Below are 15,760 nucleotides of genomic sequence, written 5' to 3'. Positions count from 1 at the left end.
CCGGATGTTGGAGGCGGGATGAGCCTCACGTCGGCGCGGCGCTCCGCTTTCACAATGCCGCTACCCCGTAATTGCGGAGCGTCGGAACGGCCCCGCCGCCCAACAAAAAAGCCCGCCGGAAGCGGCGGGCATTTTTTGGGACGCGTGTGCTCTGCGGACGGTGGCCGAACCTTCCGCGCCGAAGGGTCACCTCGGGGCGAGGACCATGACCATCTGGCGGCCTTCAAGCTTCGGCATCTGTTCGACCTTCGCCAGTTCGTCCAGCTCGTCACGCACGCGGACCAGCACGTTCATGCCAAGATCCTGGTGCGCCATCTCGCGCCCGCGGAAGCGCATGGTCACCTTGACCTTGTCGCCTTCCTCAAGGAAGCGGCGGGCCGAGCGCATCTTCACGTCGTAGTCGTTGTCATCGATGTTGGGTCGGAGCTTGATCTCCTTCACCTCGATGATCTTCTGCTTCTTGCGCGCCTCGGCAGCCTTCTTCTGCGCCTCGTACTTGTACTTGCCATAGTCGAGGATCTTGCAGACAGGAGGCTCAGCCTGGGGGGCGATCTCGACGAGGTCGAGACCCGCATCCTCAGCGGCCAGCAGCGCATCGCGCAGCGAAACGACGCCCACCATCTCGCCGTCGGCACCGACGAGACGGATCGAGCGAGCCGTGATCTCCCGGTTCACCCGCGGTCCATCGCGGGTCGGAGCGGCTTCGGACGGTATCCTGGCTATGGACGCTTCTCCATGACTGGAAACCCACCGGGGCGCGACCTCCCGGAGGAAGGCCCGCCCGAACGGTGCGGTCGGTTAAAACGGCGAGTCGAAGGCAGCGGCGCCCGCGGGGGACCTTGCCTCCTCATTCAGTTTATTGAGAGCGGCGTCGAGGGCAAGAACTTCCTGATCCTTACCACCGAGGGTACGCAGCGCGACCGTCCGCTCCTCCGCCTCGCGCTTGCCCACCACCACCAGGACGGGAACCTTCTGAAGGCTGTGTTCGCGGACCTTCAGGTTGATTTTCTCGTTCCGGGTGTCGAGTTCAGCCCGGATGCCGCGGCGCTTCAGCAGGCTGACGACCTCCTGCCCATAGCCATCGGCCTCGTTGGTGATGGTGCAGACCACCGCCTGGACCGGGGCGAGCCACATCGGGAACTTGCCGGCGTAATGCTCGATCAGCATGCCGATGAAGCGTTCCAGCGAGCCCAGGATGGCCCGGTGCAGCATGACCGGACGGTGGCGGGCGCCGTCCTCGCCGATGTAGGAGGCGTCCAGCCGCTCGGGAAGGTTCGGATCGTACTGGAGCGTGCCGCACTGCCAGGTGCGCCCGATGGCGTCGGTCAGGTGGAACTCCACCTTCGGGCCGTAGAAGGCGCCCTCGCCCGGCAGGTCCTCATACTCCAGCCCGGCGGCGTCGAGCGCTTGGCGCAGCGCACCCTCCGCCCGGTCCCACAGATCGTTGGAGCCGGTGCGCACGTCGGGACGCAGCGCCAGCTTCACCGCGATCTTGTCGAAGCCCAGATCCCGGTAGACGCCGAGCTGCAGCTTGAAATACTCCGCCGCCTCGCTCGCCACCTGATCTTCCGTGCAGAAGATGTGGGCGTCGTCCTGGGTGAAGGCGCGCACGCGCAGGATGCCGTGCAGCGCGCCCGACGGCTCGTTGCGGTGGCAGGACCCGAACTCCGCCATGCGGATCGGCAGGTCGCGGTAGGAGCGCAGCCCGTGCTTGAAGATCTGCACGTGGCCCGGACAGTTCATCGGCTTGATGCCGAGCATCTTCTCGCCGTCGTCCGCCGAGACCTTGAACATGTTGTCGCCATACATGTCCCAGTGGCCCGACGCCTTGAACAGCGAGCTGTCGATGAGCTGCGGCGTCTTGACCTCGACGTAGTCCGCCTGGCTCAGCTTGGTGCGGATGTAGGTCTCCAGCGTGCGGAACAGCGTCCAGCCCTTCGGGTGCCAGAAGACCGAGCCGACGGCCTCCTCCTGCACGTGGAACAGGTCCAGCTCCTTGCCCAGCCGGCGGTGGTCGCGCTTCTCGGCCTCCTCGAGCTGGTGCAGGTAGGCCTTCAGCTCCTTCTCGTCGCGCCAGGCGGTGCCGTAGATGCGCTGAAGCATCGGGTTCCGGCTGTCGCCGCGCCAGTAAGCCCCGGCCACCTTCATCAGCTTGAAACCGTTGCCGACCTTGCCCGTCGTCGGGGCGTGCGGGCCGCGGCACAGGTCCAGCCAGTCGTCCTGGCGGTAGACGCTGATGTCCTGGTCCGCCGGGATCGCCTCGATCAGCTCGGCCTTGTAATGCTCGCCGAGCTTCTTGAAGTAGGCGACCGCATCGTCGCGGGTCCAGACCTCGCGCACGATGGGAACGTCCTTGGCGACGATCTCGCGCATCTTCGCCTCGATCTTCTGCAGATCGTCGGGCGTGAAGGGCTCCTCGCGCGCGAAGTCGTAATAGAAGCCGTTGGCGATCGCCGGACCGATGGTCACCTGCGTGCCCGGATAGAGCTTCTGCACGGCGTCGGCGAGGACGTGGGCGGCGTCGTGACGGATGACCTCGAGCGCGTCGGGATGACTGCGCGTGACGATCTCGATCCTGGCGTTGGTGGTGACGGTGGTGGTGAGGTCCTTCACCTCGCCGTCGAGCTTGACGGCAAGCGCATCCTTGGCAAGGCGCGGCCCGATCGACTGGGCAATCTCAAGCCCCGTCACCGGCCGGTCGAACTCCCGCACGCTGCCGTCGGGCAGCGTGATGGCGATGTTGGACGTCACCGAAGTCACCATTTGACTGTTTGCATCGCACCCGGCGCATGCCGGGAGGCGAAACTTCTAATGCGGGCGGGCTTTCTGTCAAGGGCGCCGGGGGCATTTCCGGCCCGAATCCGCCGCCCGAACGGCGAATTTTCTTGCATAATTAATTCACGGCAAAATTATCTCATGGCGGTTTGCGCGCGGGTCGCGGCCCGCCGAACAGATAGCCCTGGCCGAAATCGATGCCGCTGCGCAAGATCGCGTCGAGTTGCGTCTCCGTCTCGATCTTCTCGGCGATGAGATCGATCCCCGTGCCTTCCAGGCGGCGGCGCACATCCGCGATGCGCACGTCCATGGCGGGGTCGAGCAGCAGGGCGCAATCCAGCTTCACGTAGCGGATCTCGTGGCGCAGCAGCGCGTCCACGTCGATGTCCGGGTCGGTCACCCGGTCCATGGAGAAGCGGAAGCCGATGCGGGCGAGCTGCGACAGAATGCCCATCGTCACCGCCCCGCCCGCCCGCAACTCCTGCTGGCTCAGCTCGAACACCAGCTTGGGCACCAGCGCTTGGTTCATGGCCAACAGATCGAGGAACTGCCGCATGAATTCCGCGTCGCTGAGCGTGGCGGCGGACATGTTGCAGAAGAAGCCGATGGCGTGCTGGCGTCGCTCCGTCTCGCGGATCAGCTGGATGCAGCGGACCAGCAGGAGATTGTCGATGGTGGCCATCAGCCCCGCGCGCTCCGCGATCTCCAGATAGCGGTCCGGCAGGATCACCACCCCGTCGGCCGCGCGCACGCGCGAGAACACCTCGAAGAAACGGTGCTTGCGCTGGGGCAGGCTGACGATGGGCTGGAGGTGGATGTCGATCCGGTCGGCGGCCAGCGCGTCGCGCACCGCTTCCAAAACCGCGGCGTCGTCCATCGGCGGGGCCGCGACGCTGGTCGGGGAGCGCAGGTCCGGCGGGCGCGGAGCCTGAAACGCCGTCCGGGACGGAGGGGACGTCCGCGGCGGTTCGGGGGCCTCGGGCGGGCGGGATTCGCCGAGCCGGGCGACCAGAGTGTGCAGGAGCTTGACCTCCTGAAGGACGGCCTCGTGAGCGGCGGCGGAGTCGCCGGCTTCGGCCGACGCGATTCGCCGGTCCAGCCGTTCGGCCAGCGCGTCCACACTCCTCTGAAGACTGTCCAGGCGGCGCAGGGTGTCACGCTCCCGGCGGGCAAGCCGGCGGTGCAGATCCAGGACGCTGCCCGCCAGAAGGATCAGCCCGCCGCCGAGCCAACCCAACGCCGGGTCGGCCTCGGGACGCAGGACCGGCAGGCCGAGGGCGACCGAGGCCGCTGCGGCAACGGCCAGCCCGTGGAGGAGGACCGTCAGGGCCGCCACGCGCCGGCTCCCCCCGCCCCGCTCAGCGGTGATCCGCCCCCACGGCGTCGCTCAACGAGGCGAAGCCGTCGCGGCGCAGCAGGGCGGCGAGGTCGCGGCGGATCGCCAGCACCAGCGCCGGCCCGGCATAGACCAGCGCGGAATAGAGCTGCACCAGCGAGGCACCGGCACGGATCTTGGCGTAGGCGTCGGCACCCGACGCGATGCCGCCGACCCCGACCAGCGGCAGCTTGCCGCCGGTCAGCCCGTACATCTCGCGCAGGACCGCGGTGGAGGGCGCGAACAGCGGCTTGCCGGACAGGCCGCCGGCCTCCCCGCGCAGCGGTTCCGGGATCTCCGCCGGGCGGGCGATGGTGGTGTTGGAGACGATCAGCCCGTCGATGCCCGATTCCAGAGCGACGGCGGCGATGTCCGCCTTGTCCTCGTCCGTCAAGTCCGGGGCGATCTTCAGCAGGACCGGCGGCGCCTTGGCCAGCTTGCAGGCGGTCCGGGCATCGAGCACGCGGCCCAGCAGGGTGCGCAGCGGGTCGCGCCCCTGGAGCGCGCGCAGGCCCGGCGTGTTGGGGGACGACACGTTGACGACCAGATAGTCGGCCAGCGCCGCCACCCGGGTCACGCCGAGGACATAGTCGTCCGCGGCCTCCACCGTGTCCTTGTTCTTGCCGAGGTTGGCCCCGACGAGTCCCGGCGCCTTGCGCCCGCCGGACAGGCGTCGCTCCAGCCGCTGGGCGAAAGGCTCCAGCCCCTCGTTGTTGAAGCCCATGCGGTTGATGACGGCCCCCTGCTCCGGCACGCGGAACAGGCGCGGCTTGGGGTTGCCGGGCTGCGGACGGGGAGTGACGCTGCCCGCCTCGACGAAACCGAAGCCCAGCCGCAGCATGGCGTCGACCACCTCGGCGTTCTTGTCGAAGCCGGCGGCGAGGCCGACCGGGTTGGCGAAGTCCAGGCCGAACACCCGGCTCCGCAGGATGGGATCGTCCTTCTCCCGCACCGGCGGCATCAACCCGCTCGACAGGGCCTTGATGGTCAGCCCGTGCGCCGTCTCCGGATCGAAGCTGCGCAGGACGGGGCCGACGATGGGAAACAGGTCGATCACGGTGCGGTGTCCTTGAAGGTCGCCGGGAAGAGATGGCGGCCGTCCGGCCCCAGCGGCAGCGGATCGGCGCGCAGCACCGCCGCGGGCGGCAGCGGGCCATAGAGATGGGGGAAGAGCTGGCCGCCGCGCGACGGCTCCCAGCGGAGCGCGTCGCCCAGCGCGGCGCCGTCCACGGTCAGCAGGACGAGGCCGTCCTGCCCGGCGCGGTGCTTGGCGGCACTTTCCTCGACCTGGGCGCCGGTGGAGAAGTGGATGAAGCCGTCCGCCGCATCCTGCGAGGAGCCGTGGTAGGCCCCGGCGGCGAGCGCCCTCTCCCACTCCGCGGCGCGGCACATATGAAAGATGATCCGTTCAGTCATGGCACGGCGACCTTAGCGCAAAGCCGACCGCCAAAGCCAGCCGCGGCAAATTCGGGGGATCGGCGGAACGTTGATAACTTCAGAATGGGACGTTGCGCTGTTTGCTTCGCAATTTGCAAACGCGGCCCTGGGAATCCCCCGGCATTTTGCAGAAGGAAAATTCGCCGATCCGCCGCGTCCCACCCCGCCGAGCACACGGAAAAGCCGCAGAATCAGGGATTCCCCAAGGCATCCGCCTCTTCGGCGGCAACTTTTCGGAGTTGGCATCGGGATTGCTGAGAGGTGGGCAAGCAAGGAGATGCCCCATGAACGCGATTGCGATGAATGTTGTGAAGGAACGCCACCCGGTGGAGCATGCGCTCGACTCGCGCATCCATGGGGTGATCGTGTCCAGCGTGGACAGCCCCCCCCTGTCCGCCACCGTCGAGCCCAGCAGCACGTCCGTTCCGCTGAAGCCCTCGGCGGCGATGCTGGCCGCCGGATCGCGCGCCGGCGGCGTCTCGGTCGAGACGGCCTGGAAGATCTATCTGGCGATGATCAAGGAAGCCGCCTGACCGGCCCGTTCCAGCCTCTCCTTCCGCTGCCGCGGTCCGGACCTGGATGTCCGGCTCGCCGGAACGCGGCAGGGAGACGTCGGTGCAGAACGAGAGGTCATTCGACGTCGTCGTAGAACTGGAACCCGCCGATCTCGGCACAGACGCTGCGCCCTTGCGCCCATTGCGGGTTCGCCCCCGCCCGGTGCAGGTGAGTCGCGCCGCCCGTCGGGTCGTCGAGCAGACCGGCCACCGCGCGGCGGGCGATCCGCTGGGCGGCGGCGAAGACCGGGTCCGCGGCGGTGACCGACAGCAGCCCCAACCGTCCCGGCGCGTCCGGGTCCCAGCAGGGAAACTGTCCCGGCAGACGGCAGACGGCGACCACGTCATTTCCCCACCACCCTCCCTGATCGCGCGCCCGGCTGACGCGGTTCATCACGACCGCCGCCACCGCCTCCATGGCCCGCACGGACTCGCCGCGCGCCTCCCCCCAGAGGGTGCGGGCGAGCGTGTCGACGGCTTGGCCGGGAGCGTCGACGGACGGACCGCGCGGCAGCGCCACCGGTCCGGGCTCCGGCTTCAGGACGCGCGCCCTCATCGGCGGCCCCCATCGCCGTAGGGCGGAACGTAGGGCTGGGCGAACGGCGCGCAGCCGTTTTCCAGCTTGGTCTCGATGCGCAGCAGATGGTCGGTCAGCCGCCGCTCCACATCCTTCAGCGTCGCGACCGAGACGTAGGTCTTGGCGACCTCCAGCTTGTAGGCGGCCAGGCTCTCACGCACCTGCGCCTGGGCGGTCTCGGCGCGCGCCCGCACCGTCTCCAGCGCGGTTTCGGCGTCGCGGCGCAGCCGGGCGATCAACCAGAACAGCCCGCCCATGACCGGCAGCTCGACCGCCGTGATCCACCAGGACAGGTCGATGGACTCCTGCATCTCCGTTCTCCAAGGAAAAGGCAAAAGAAAAGGCCGCCGTCCGGTCAGGAAGGCGGCCCGTCGGAACACGGAACGGGGCGGGCGGCAATCACACATCCCAGCCCTCCACCGGAACCGGCGCCGTCGCGGCGCGCCAGTCCGCCTTCCGCCCCGGCGCCGGCTGGCGGTCGAAGCGGAACGGCTCGCAGGACAGGGCGCCGGCCACAGCGTCCAGCCCGTCGTCGCGGCCCGTATAGCGCCCGTCCGGCGACCATTCGCGCATCTCGCGGATGAAGGGCGTCTCCCACACCGTGGCGTGGGCCAGCAGCCGGCGGTCGGCCAGCAGGGCGTCGAACGCCTCGCGGATGCGCAGCGCCTTGGCGCGGCGGCTCGCCTCCTCGACCACGGCGGCGCCGACCTTCTCCGTGCGCAGCGCCTTGCGCAGCAGGCCGGGCAGGAAACGCCCGATGCCGTTGATCTCGACATGCACCGCCGGCAGGTGGTGCCGCTCGAGAAAGCGGGCGACCTGGAAGCATTGCTGCTCCGCCTCGGTGTCCGGATCGCCGGGGTCCACCGACAGGTAGAGCACCCGGTGCAGGTAGAAGCGCCCGTCCGCTCCGCCGAACACCGCGGCGACGACGCTGGAATCGCCGGGCTTTCCGCCCTCCGCCGCCGGCCGGGCGAAGGCCGGGTCCCACCAGCAGGAGGCCGAGGCCATGCGCAGGCCGTTCAGCGTCAGCACCGCCCGCCCCGCCGACTCCCGGTAGTCCAGCTCACCGTCGTAGCGGCTCTGGAGGGAACCATAAACTCAAACGAGGGATGTTGGAATCATTGAGAAATTTGGATTATCGGGAACCACAAAGCTCATCGCGGGAACCACAAATTTGTACCACGTGGCACTTTAGGAACCATAAAGCTGTTCGCGCTTGGCCGCGCCTTGGCTTGCAGGACATCGCCGACCTGATCGGCATGTCCGGCAAAGATCGGCAGTCATGGCAGCGAGTGGCCGATATGATGGCGCGCGGCGAGTTGGAGTATGTGCGGGCCGACTGCGAGTCGGACGTGTTGCCCCCTGACCCGGCTGGGCACAGCGCCAGCGTCGACAACCTCAAAGAGTGCCTGGTCCGCGAGCGGACAACCCGCCCCCACCTGGGGGCCTTCCGCGACCGGTGGCAGGCCTTAAGCGGCCAGCCCCGATGCATGTCCCATTGCCTCACCCCACGCTGGCTTCGGAGTCGCCGCACCTTGCTAGCGAACACATTCTCTGATGGACGTGAAGCTTATCCGTGCCGCCTTATCCGAGCATCCCAGCCAAACCGACCATGGGACGCATGCTCACCGAGAGGACTCGCTCGTGCGAAAGCCGAGGGATGCCATTCGTGCCTGCATTGCGGGTTCGACGTTGTCCCCTTTCTTCGACAGCCCCCTCGCTCCCGCCAACGTAACCCTCCCGATTCGCAGCATCGCTAAAGCCGCAGTCTGAAAGGGCATGCGATCGAGCAACGGATGCCCGACCCGATCGACGCCGCCCAAACGCCCAACCAGATAGCGATCGGCCACGAGGTCCGCCGGCTCAAGGGAAACCGATCCTTGATCGGCCAAGTCACACCCACAACGGCAGAATCGAGGAGAAGCCTGTCCTCGCGCGAGTTGGACGCCACACGCGGGACATGCATCAATCAGCAGTAGGCCGTGTAGCGGGCATGATGTTACCGCCGTCAAGCCCCACCACGTTCTCCGGTGGGGCCGGCACGCCATCGGTCCGGCGCATTCCTTGAGATCAACTCGTAGACAGCCGGGACAGATACGACCGGCACCGCAAGATATGCGATTGGACACCCTTGCGCTGATCAACTCGCTACCGATGAACATAGCGCCGTTCTCGTCGACACACAGCGTCGATGCGCGAATGCGGGTTTCGGGGACTCCACTGAGAAGCGCGAGTTCAACCAAGCGGCGTCCGTTTTCGATCTCATGCACGAAATTGGGGATTCCGATTGCCATCTCAGAAATGAACTCACTGGTCGATGTGTGGCCGTGCCGAACCGCCACGCGTCCAAGGAGTCCGTACGCAGGCTCAAAGGGTACAGGCCTCACCCTCAACGGCAACCCCCCGAGTGCGCTGAAGCCTCTGATTGGTTTGTCCATCGAAGGTCAACCCCTGCAAGCCTTTCCGACACAGGCCCCTGGGTTTGCGGCGCAGCATCAGTCAGCGGTTTGCCGCCAGGAATCGTGCACGCTCGTGCACGCGCTTGACCAGATGCAAACTTACGCCACTCAATCATCCGCTCTTGGACGCGTGGAGGGGAGCGGCATCAGGATCGGGTAAAGGGGGTGAAGGGCTGGCGCCCCTTCGCCTTGAGTTTGGTCTGGCGCGAACCGTCTTTGCTGGCGTTCATCACTGTCACTCCCGACAAGCCGTCAGCGGCTAGCCGCGACTCGATCCACAGTTCCTTCAATCGGGCTTCGTCGCACAGGAAAGGATTACTGTCGCGCGATGCCTCGGTAGCCTTCTTCGCTGCTTCGTCCTCATCAAGAATGGTATCGAAGTCCAATATCTCGTCCTGATCGTAGGTCCGGTTCCAACTCGAATGGACGTCGGCCATCAATTCCAAGCTGAGGGATGGAAGGTTGTGTTCTTTGGCCAGGGAAAGGGCTTCGCTTGCGTACTTCCATATAATGCCAATCTCCCCTCCGGTGGCGACGTACCATCTCCGAGCGACGTTGTGCCTTACTAAGTCGGATGGTTCGGGTAAATCGAGCATTCTCTCGACCGTCCCCAGAATGCTGCGAAACACAATGCGCCCTTGCTTGGTTGTCCAGTTGTATGGCCTTAACACCATCGCCGGCTGCAATCGCCGGCGAAGCTGTTCATAATGAGTAATTTTTAGGAGTTCCGGCAGACCAGCGATGACAATTTGCCTTTTTGTTCGATTGAGGAGTGACTTTATGAACTCAGAGACGTCCTCAGTTGCTTCGTCATCCTTTTCATGAACGAAGTGATGTCCTTCATCGATAAATAGCATTTCCGTACCCATCTGGTCGGCGTAAAACTCAATTTTGTCAATAATATCATTGGCATTCCATTTCTCACGTGCTTTGTAACCAAAGGCACCCAAAAGAGCGGCCACAAGCGCGCGTTGAGTTGTTTTCTTTGCCGCTTCGACATAAACGATCCGACGAATATCGCCATCTCGCAATGTCTTGACCCTTGCTGCATCTACGGTTCCAGAAGTGTTCCCTGAGGAGACACTCTCGAGTGTAAGATCGGGATAATCCCGCATATAACTCTCAAGAGCCGTCGTTTTGCCTGACCCCGTTGCTCCGATAACGAGCAGCGCTCTGGCTTTGAGCCGTTTGCCTCCCGGCGGTTTGTAACGGGCGTGAAGTCGACCGATGGCCGCTTTCGCTTGGACATGATTGGGATGTGGCACCACTAGCAGGCTGCGGAAAAAGGCTATGCCCGGCCTGCCGGTCGTGATTCTCTCCGGTTGAAGAGAATGCGGCCGGTGAGGGGACGATGCGGGGATTGGACGAACACAGCGAGGGGCTGTTCAGCTATGTGAGCTGTGAGGCCCGTGTTCCGGCGAGCCATCCTCTACGACCGATCCGGGCCATCGTTGATGAAGCGCTGGAGGTGATGTCGCCGGCGTTCGAGGGACTGTACTCGACGATCGGTCGACCATCGATCCCGCCGGAGAAGCTGCTGCGGGCGCTGCTGCTCCAGGCCTTCTACTCGGTGCGCTCGGAACGCCAGTTGATGGAACAGCTCGACTACAACTTGCTGTTCCGCTGGTTCGTCGGCTTGTCGATGGACGTCCCGGTGTGGGACGCGACGGTCTTCACCAAAAACCGTGAGCGCCTGCTGGCCGGCGATGTGGCGGCCAAGTTCCTGGCCACCGTGCTGGGTCAACCCCGGGTCAAGGCGCTGCTGTCTGACGAGCACTTCTCGGTGGATGGGACGCTGATCGAAGCCTGGGCGTCGGTGAAGAGCTTCCGGCCCAAGGACGGCAGCGGCGAGCCGCCGGGGCCGGGACGCAACGGCGACCGCGACTTCCATGGTGAGAAGCGGTCCAACGAGACCCATGCCTCGACCAGCGATCCCGAGGCGCGGCTGTACCGCAAGGGCAACGGGCAGCCGGCGAAGCTGGCCTTCATAGGCCACGCCCTGATGGAGAACCGGAACGCCCTGGTGGTGAATGTCCGGCTGACGGCAGCCACCGGCTTGGCCGAACGCGAGGCGGCGGTTTCCATGGTCGAGGCCATTCCTGGCCGTCACCGCATCACGGTGGGTGCCGACAAGGCTTACGACACCAAGGATTTCGTGGCGAACATGCGCGAGTTGGGCGCCGCTGCGCACGTCGCGCAGAACACGCGCAATCGCCGCTCGGCGATCGACGGCCGGACCACCCACCACCCTGGCTATGCCGTGTCCTTGCGCATCCGCAAACGGATTGAGGAGCTGTTCGGCTGGATCAAGGGAGCTGGCTTGCGCAAAACGCGTCATCGCGGCACGGCCCGCGTCGGTTGGATGTTCACCCTGACCGCTACCGCCTACAACCTGATCCGCCTGCCCAAGCTGCTGGCGGCGGCATAATTACGCCCGGAATCCGCCTGAGCGGCGGCTCCGAGCGTCTCGGAGCGCGAAAAGGCGCTCCATTCTGATAAAAACGGGCGGCGGAAACGCCATTTCCAAGCCTCAGAGGGGGCAAAAAGCCGAAATATGTTCATTTTTCCGCGACCTGCTAGGGATTCGAAATCGAGGATGGGATCCGCCAAGTGCGCCATGGCGCCGGCTGGTTGACCATTGGCGCCCACGCTCACTTCATCTCGTTCGCCCATTGCTCAACCATCCTTTCGATGTCGTCGTCGAAGTTTTGCCTTTCCGGACGTCCGGGAGACGATGCCGGCGTGGATGTGCCGTCAGCAGGCGGCAACGCGTCGGCCAGAGCCGCTGTTTTCAGGTCGGGTGCCGACGGCGGAGACGAGTCAGTGTCCTGTGGCGGCAGTTGCGGGTCTGCCGTTATTGCGCCATTGAGCAGAGGGGTGAATGGCTGACCATTCGCCGCGTAACGGGCGGCCTTGGCGGCGGTGGCCGTTGCTGCACCATTTTCGAAAAGAACCTGCACGGTTTCCTCTGCCAGAGCCTTTGCCTTTTCAAGATGCTTGACGGTGATCGGCGTTCCCGGCGGGAGATTGTGTTTTGCAATCAGCTTATGGACTTCGTGCTGGTACCTGGAAACATTCCGCGAAATAGTTTGGTCCGTACAGGGCAGCACGTACCACCGGCCGACATGGTCGTCCAAGATCCAGACCTCTCCATAATCATAAGGATCAACGCGGATGATCCACTTTTTTTTGAGACCTCCCCGACGCGCTCTGAGTTCCTCGAGCACTTTCCGATCGGAGTAGAGTAGGCCCTTGTAATGAACGCCAACGTTCGATATCGATTGTTCGATGGCTTCTCCGGTCATGCGGATGATGTGATCGAAGTCGGGAACTGGACGAACCGGATAGAGTTCCGTAAGATGCCGCCACTTTTCTATAGGGCGACATTTGATCGTGGGATGGACGGTCTCGTGATATTCATCAACAATCCATTTTAGTATTTTTTGGCTGACTTCGGCCAAAGTTAGCCGAGCACGAGCAATAGGATCATAAAAGTCCATTGTCCGTGAGAGGATCGCACCTTCTTCATGGCTGAACACCTGAACGCCGATGGTGCCAAACAGCCGCTCAATTGCCCCTTTCAGCCAGGGCGTCTTCCTGGGCAAGTTGACAACGGCGAAATTCAGCATGGTTTCCGTCAGGCGCAGGCTTTTCGATCGAAGTTCCTTGCCTTTGTCGCAGAAGACCCACTCGGGAATGCCATGGCAGGGCCAGTCGTGCTCGAGACCATTGATTCCAGAAAGATCCTTTTTCCAAAACGCATGCGCCAACGCCCGCTGTAGGGACGCGTAGGATGGCACCTCAAAGCTCAAATGGGCTCCAAGGATGACGCGTGTCGCACGATCAAGAATGACCGTGAGCCATGGCCGCCCAAGAGGCCGCCCAGTGAGTGGATGAACAACAATGAGATCGATCAAACAATGGTCAACTTCGACCTCTTCGAGTGGTCGCTCTGGCGGTGTTGTGCGCTCGAAAACGCCGTACTTCAAATAGGCGGCGCGCCGACCATAGCGCCTCTCAAACTCAGCCCGTTCCGTATAGTTCCTGTCGATAAATAGACGAAAAGAGCGAAAACTAACATATGGAAGTTTTCTGTCCTCACAAAGCTCCTTGTATTTGCTATATGCGTAATTTCTCCGCTTGCGCGGCATGCGCATGTAGCAATCTTCGACCGCAGCAGCCATAACCTTATAGGTGTCCGGTGCGTCATCCCATCGACGACAGTAACGTGCTTGGCGGTTGCCCCGCAGATGACAATGCGGGATCAGCAGGCGTATGTCGCGCCCGTATTGACTCCAAGGAATGTACCACGACCGGATGGTGTAAGGGCTTGGCTTCCGGACAGGCGACGTGCTGACGGGTTGAGCATCGGAATGCTGCGGCTTTCTTCTGCGTCTTAGGACCGCATCCTCGGCAGCACGCCTAATCGCCAGTTCAGTATCTTCCGCCTTCCACTCCTCACAATGAGCGGTGTAAACGGCTTCAGCAGCTGCGGCGTAGGCTTCCATTCTGACCGGATATGCGTCGATAAGGGCGTCAACCTTGGCCACATAGACGGCTCGCCGCTCCGCATGTCGCCTTACCTCTTCGGGCCAGTATTCCCAAGTTTTCTCGAGAACATCTGCTATGCTTTTCGGCAACCCTTGAACGTTGCATGGGTAATGGATAAGCCGGCGCGCTCCGTAAGCACTATCGATCTCGTCATCGCTCCAGGTCCTCTGGTCAGAACCATTGAAGGACCTGAGCAAGTAGCCACCGCGCTTGCGCTCTACGACACCCCATAGCTCTGTAGCGCCTGTGGCGTTGCGGAATGCAAGCGCATCCCCAGACTGGAACTTGAGCGGTATGGCGGCCATGAGTTTCCCCCAGTACACGAGTTAACCAACGCGACCCCGCACCTTTTAATTTTTGCCATTGATGCGCATAAACTTAGAGCGCTTGTTTCTATGATATCTCCATTTGGGCAATACGCCGGTGATTGGATTGACCGACTTGAAGAGCTGTTTCGATCCACGCTCCTGCGAAGCCCTGACGACAAGTTCATCAGCCATATGCTGCTGCATCCCGTGTTTCGATCCACGCTCCCGTGTAAGGAGCAACATCTCATGTGCCGCTTTCCGGATGTGCTGCATCAATTTCGATCCACGCTCCCGGGTAAGGAACAACCGACGACATCGCCGCGACCATCCAGGCGTGCATATTTCGATCCACGCTCCCACGCAAGGAGCAACGGTTGGCCGATGGACCGGTCCTTGTACTGGGTCAATTTCGATCCACGCTCCCGCGCAAGGAGCAACGTCTCGTTCTTGTCGAAGCCGACCAGCGTGTAGACATTTCGATCCACGCTCCCGCGCAAGGAGCAACTGTCTTCTCTTAAGGGGCTGGTAGGTAAGACAAAATACCGTCACTTACGCGAACCGCTTGCGACCGACACGAAGATTTTGGAATCGTCCGCAACCCACAAGGATAATCCATTGACAAACAACGCATATACCTACCCACAAACCCATCCACCTTGCGTGAGCGCTTCGGGTTCGCGCAGTTGTACACGGCGACAACTCTGCATCGCCAGACAGCCCAATCAGAACTTTTCGATGATCGTAATTCCGGCCGGCAGGGCCGTATGGTCCACGCTGATTGCATAGTCCTCAAAACGACGGGCTGGTGCCAGCCGGCGCAAGTCAGCGCTCGTCAGGTCATAGGAAGCTCCTTCAAAATAACGTTTGACGGTGACGCGCCGGAACAATGCCGAGGCCGGCGCATTGCCGAGTGCGCTGTCGTGGCGGAACAAAACCAATCGACGGCTGGCCATTTCGCCGCGACTTGCGGAGCGGTCATGGTCGAACATGTGTTCGAGCGCCGTCCACAGCACCTCCAAATCATCGTCGTCAAACCCACTCCCTTCGGCTTTCCGTGGCTTGTTTCCCGGAGCGGTTCGCTCGGCCAGTTTGGCCGAAATGTAGCCATGGACGCGATACAAGGCGTATGGGACGATGTGCTTCCGCCCCATGGTCCGGTTTTCGCGACGATCGTCTCCATCCGCCGTGCCTTCGCCCGCCGCAGTATCCTTCGCCTCCTTTTCCGTCGTGGCGGCCATGCGCGTCAACGTGATCTCCAGAGGCAGGATCGGCTCCAGCGATTGGGCAAAGGACAGCTGCACAGGCCCACGGACCTGACCGCAGTTGACACCGGTGCTCATCACCGCGCCGAACGTCCGCACATCGAAAAAGTTGTCGCACATGAAACGACGGATTGCGGCTTCCTCGTCTTCATCCTTGGGGGACAATTTGGATACCGTGGTCACCGCGTTGTTGCCGGGACGCACCGCTTTGTAGGCCGTGCGGTGCTTCTGGTTGAGAATGGCACCGTCCTGCACGTAAATGCCAAAACGCGGGTCGCCGTCATGAACGAGATTGACATAGTTGCGGACTTTGCGTTTGAGGCAGACGTCGGTGACGAGCCCTTGATTGGTTTCCGGGTCTTGACGCGGCAGGTTGCCGGCGTCCGGATCCCCGTTGGGATTGCCATTCGTCACATCGAACAGAAAGACAAACTCGTAGCGGTTAGTGATGGGAGGCATGGG

Annotated in this window: 14 protein-coding genes and 1 CRISPR repeat array; of the genes, 2 read left to right on the top strand and 12 right to left on the bottom strand. The window is 63.3% G+C overall.

Features of this window, described 5'->3' with window-relative positions; translation table 11 throughout:
* Positions 1 to 186: 186 nt before the first annotated feature.
* From infC to DS837_RS00305, 5 genes are all read right to left on the bottom strand, one after another.
* Positions 187 to 714 carry a translation initiation factor IF-3 gene (infC, locus tag DS837_RS00325; RefSeq protein WP_035675720.1) on the bottom strand — a complete coding sequence of 176 codons (528 nt, stop codon included), beginning with the start codon at positions 712 to 714 and terminating at the stop codon, positions 187 to 189.
* Positions 715 to 798: 84 nt separating this feature from the next.
* Positions 799 to 2,763: a threonine--tRNA ligase gene (thrS, locus tag DS837_RS00320; RefSeq protein ID WP_149162950.1), complete on the bottom strand. Its 1,965-nt coding sequence runs from the start codon at positions 2,761 to 2,763 to the stop codon at positions 799 to 801.
* A 151-nt stretch (positions 2,764 to 2,914) separates the two neighbouring features.
* Positions 2,915 to 4,111 carry an EAL domain-containing protein gene (locus DS837_RS00315; RefSeq protein ID WP_149162949.1) on the bottom strand — a complete coding sequence of 399 codons (1,197 nt, stop codon included), beginning with the start codon at positions 4,109 to 4,111 and terminating at the stop codon, positions 2,915 to 2,917.
* Between the two features lie 22 nt (positions 4,112 to 4,133).
* Entirely contained in the window at positions 4,134 to 5,207 is a 1,074-nt protein-coding gene (locus tag DS837_RS00310; protein WP_149162948.1) for a quinone-dependent dihydroorotate dehydrogenase, read from the bottom strand.
* A complete protein-coding gene (locus DS837_RS00305) occupies positions 5,204 to 5,566 on the bottom strand; it encodes a DUF952 domain-containing protein (RefSeq protein WP_149162947.1) in 363 nt (120 codons plus the stop codon). The genes DS837_RS00310 and DS837_RS00305 overlap by 4 nt, the downstream gene beginning before the upstream one ends.
* Before the next feature lie 305 nt (positions 5,567 to 5,871).
* On the opposite strand from DS837_RS00305, the gene DS837_RS00300 reads away from it, so the two are divergent.
* Positions 5,872 to 6,120: a hypothetical protein gene (locus tag DS837_RS00300; protein WP_149162946.1), complete on the top strand. Its 249-nt coding sequence runs from the start codon at positions 5,872 to 5,874 to the stop codon at positions 6,118 to 6,120.
* 97 nt (positions 6,121 to 6,217) lie between these two features.
* Here the strand turns inward: DS837_RS00300 and DS837_RS00295 are convergent, their stop codons facing one another.
* The 5 genes from DS837_RS00295 to DS837_RS00275 all read right to left on the bottom strand — a co-directional run bounded on the left by DS837_RS00295 (position 6,218) and on the right by DS837_RS00275 (position 10,442).
* A complete protein-coding gene (locus tag DS837_RS00295; RefSeq protein ID WP_149162945.1) occupies positions 6,218 to 6,697 on the bottom strand; it encodes a cell wall hydrolase in 480 nt (159 codons plus the stop codon).
* On the bottom strand, positions 6,694 to 7,029 hold the full coding sequence (locus DS837_RS00290; protein ID WP_149162944.1) for a hypothetical protein: 336 nt from the start codon (positions 7,027 to 7,029) through the stop codon (positions 6,694 to 6,696). The genes DS837_RS00295 and DS837_RS00290 overlap by 4 nt, the downstream gene beginning before the upstream one ends.
* An 88-nt stretch (positions 7,030 to 7,117) precedes the next feature.
* Entirely contained in the window at positions 7,118 to 7,750 is a 633-nt protein-coding gene (locus tag DS837_RS00285) for a hypothetical protein (protein ID WP_211102023.1), read from the bottom strand.
* Positions 7,751 to 8,343: 593 nt separating this feature from the next.
* The gene (locus DS837_RS33240; RefSeq protein WP_149162943.1) at positions 8,344 to 9,156 is read right to left on the bottom strand and encodes a TniQ family protein; all 813 of its coding nucleotides are present in this window, start codon (positions 9,154 to 9,156) and stop codon (positions 8,344 to 8,346) included.
* A 167-nt stretch (positions 9,157 to 9,323) separates the two neighbouring features.
* Positions 9,324 to 10,442, bottom strand: coding sequence for a TniB family NTP-binding protein (locus DS837_RS00275; protein ID WP_170295694.1), 1,119 nt, complete (start codon positions 10,440 to 10,442; stop codon positions 9,324 to 9,326).
* Between the two features lie 86 nt (positions 10,443 to 10,528).
* Here DS837_RS00275 and DS837_RS00270 point away from each other — a divergent pair, with 86 nt between their 5' ends.
* Entirely contained in the window at positions 10,529 to 11,605 is a 1,077-nt protein-coding gene (locus tag DS837_RS00270; RefSeq protein WP_149162941.1) for an IS5 family transposase, read from the top strand.
* A 223-nt stretch (positions 11,606 to 11,828) separates the two neighbouring features.
* Here the strand turns inward: DS837_RS00270 and DS837_RS00265 are convergent, their stop codons facing one another.
* Together DS837_RS00265 and cas7c are read right to left on the bottom strand one after the other, a co-directional pair.
* Entirely contained in the window at positions 11,829 to 14,033 is a 2,205-nt protein-coding gene (locus tag DS837_RS00265; RefSeq protein ID WP_149162940.1) for a DDE-type integrase/transposase/recombinase, read from the bottom strand.
* 212 nt (positions 14,034 to 14,245) lie between these two features.
* A CRISPR array of direct repeats spans positions 14,246 to 14,541; the repeat unit is 32 nt; unit sequence ATTTCGATCCACGCTCCCGCGCAAGGAGCAAC.
* A gap of 217 nt (positions 14,542 to 14,758) precedes the next feature.
* A complete protein-coding gene (gene cas7c, locus DS837_RS00255) occupies positions 14,759 to 15,757 on the bottom strand; it encodes a type I-C CRISPR-associated protein Cas7/Csd2 (RefSeq protein ID WP_149162939.1) in 999 nt (332 codons plus the stop codon).
* Positions 15,758 to 15,760 lie beyond the last annotated feature (3 nt).

This window comes from Azospirillum brasilense, from assembly GCF_008365405.1.
Taxonomy (GTDB): domain Bacteria; phylum Pseudomonadota; class Alphaproteobacteria; order Azospirillales; family Azospirillaceae; genus Azospirillum; species Azospirillum brasilense_D.
This window is presented reverse-complemented; position numbering and strand designations above follow the sequence as displayed.

Excerpts from the sequence above, each read along its gene's own strand:
- thrS (WP_149162950.1), bottom strand. The coding sequence starts at position 2,763 with ATGGTGACTTCGGTGACGTCCAACATCGCCATCACGCTGCCCGACGGC.
- DS837_RS00305 (WP_149162947.1), bottom strand. The coding sequence starts at position 5,566 with ATGACTGAACGGATCATCTTTCATATGTGCCGCGCCGCGGAGTGGGAG.
- DS837_RS00300 (WP_149162946.1), top strand. The coding sequence starts at position 5,872 with ATGAACGCGATTGCGATGAATGTTGTGAAGGAACGCCACCCGGTGGAG.
- DS837_RS00295 (WP_149162945.1), bottom strand. The coding sequence starts at position 6,697 with ATGAGGGCGCGCGTCCTGAAGCCGGAGCCCGGACCGGTGGCGCTGCCG.
- DS837_RS00290 (WP_149162944.1), bottom strand. The coding sequence starts at position 7,029 with ATGCAGGAGTCCATCGACCTGTCCTGGTGGATCACGGCGGTCGAGCTG.
- DS837_RS33240 (WP_149162943.1), bottom strand. The coding sequence starts at position 9,156 with ATGGACAAACCAATCAGAGGCTTCAGCGCACTCGGGGGGTTGCCGTTG.
- DS837_RS00270 (WP_149162941.1), top strand. The coding sequence starts at position 10,529 with ATGCGGGGATTGGACGAACACAGCGAGGGGCTGTTCAGCTATGTGAGC.
- DS837_RS00265 (WP_149162940.1), bottom strand. The coding sequence starts at position 14,033 with ATGGCCGCCATACCGCTCAAGTTCCAGTCTGGGGATGCGCTTGCATTC.
- cas7c (WP_149162939.1), bottom strand. The coding sequence starts at position 15,757 with ATGCCTCCCATCACTAACCGCTACGAGTTTGTCTTTCTGTTCGATGTG.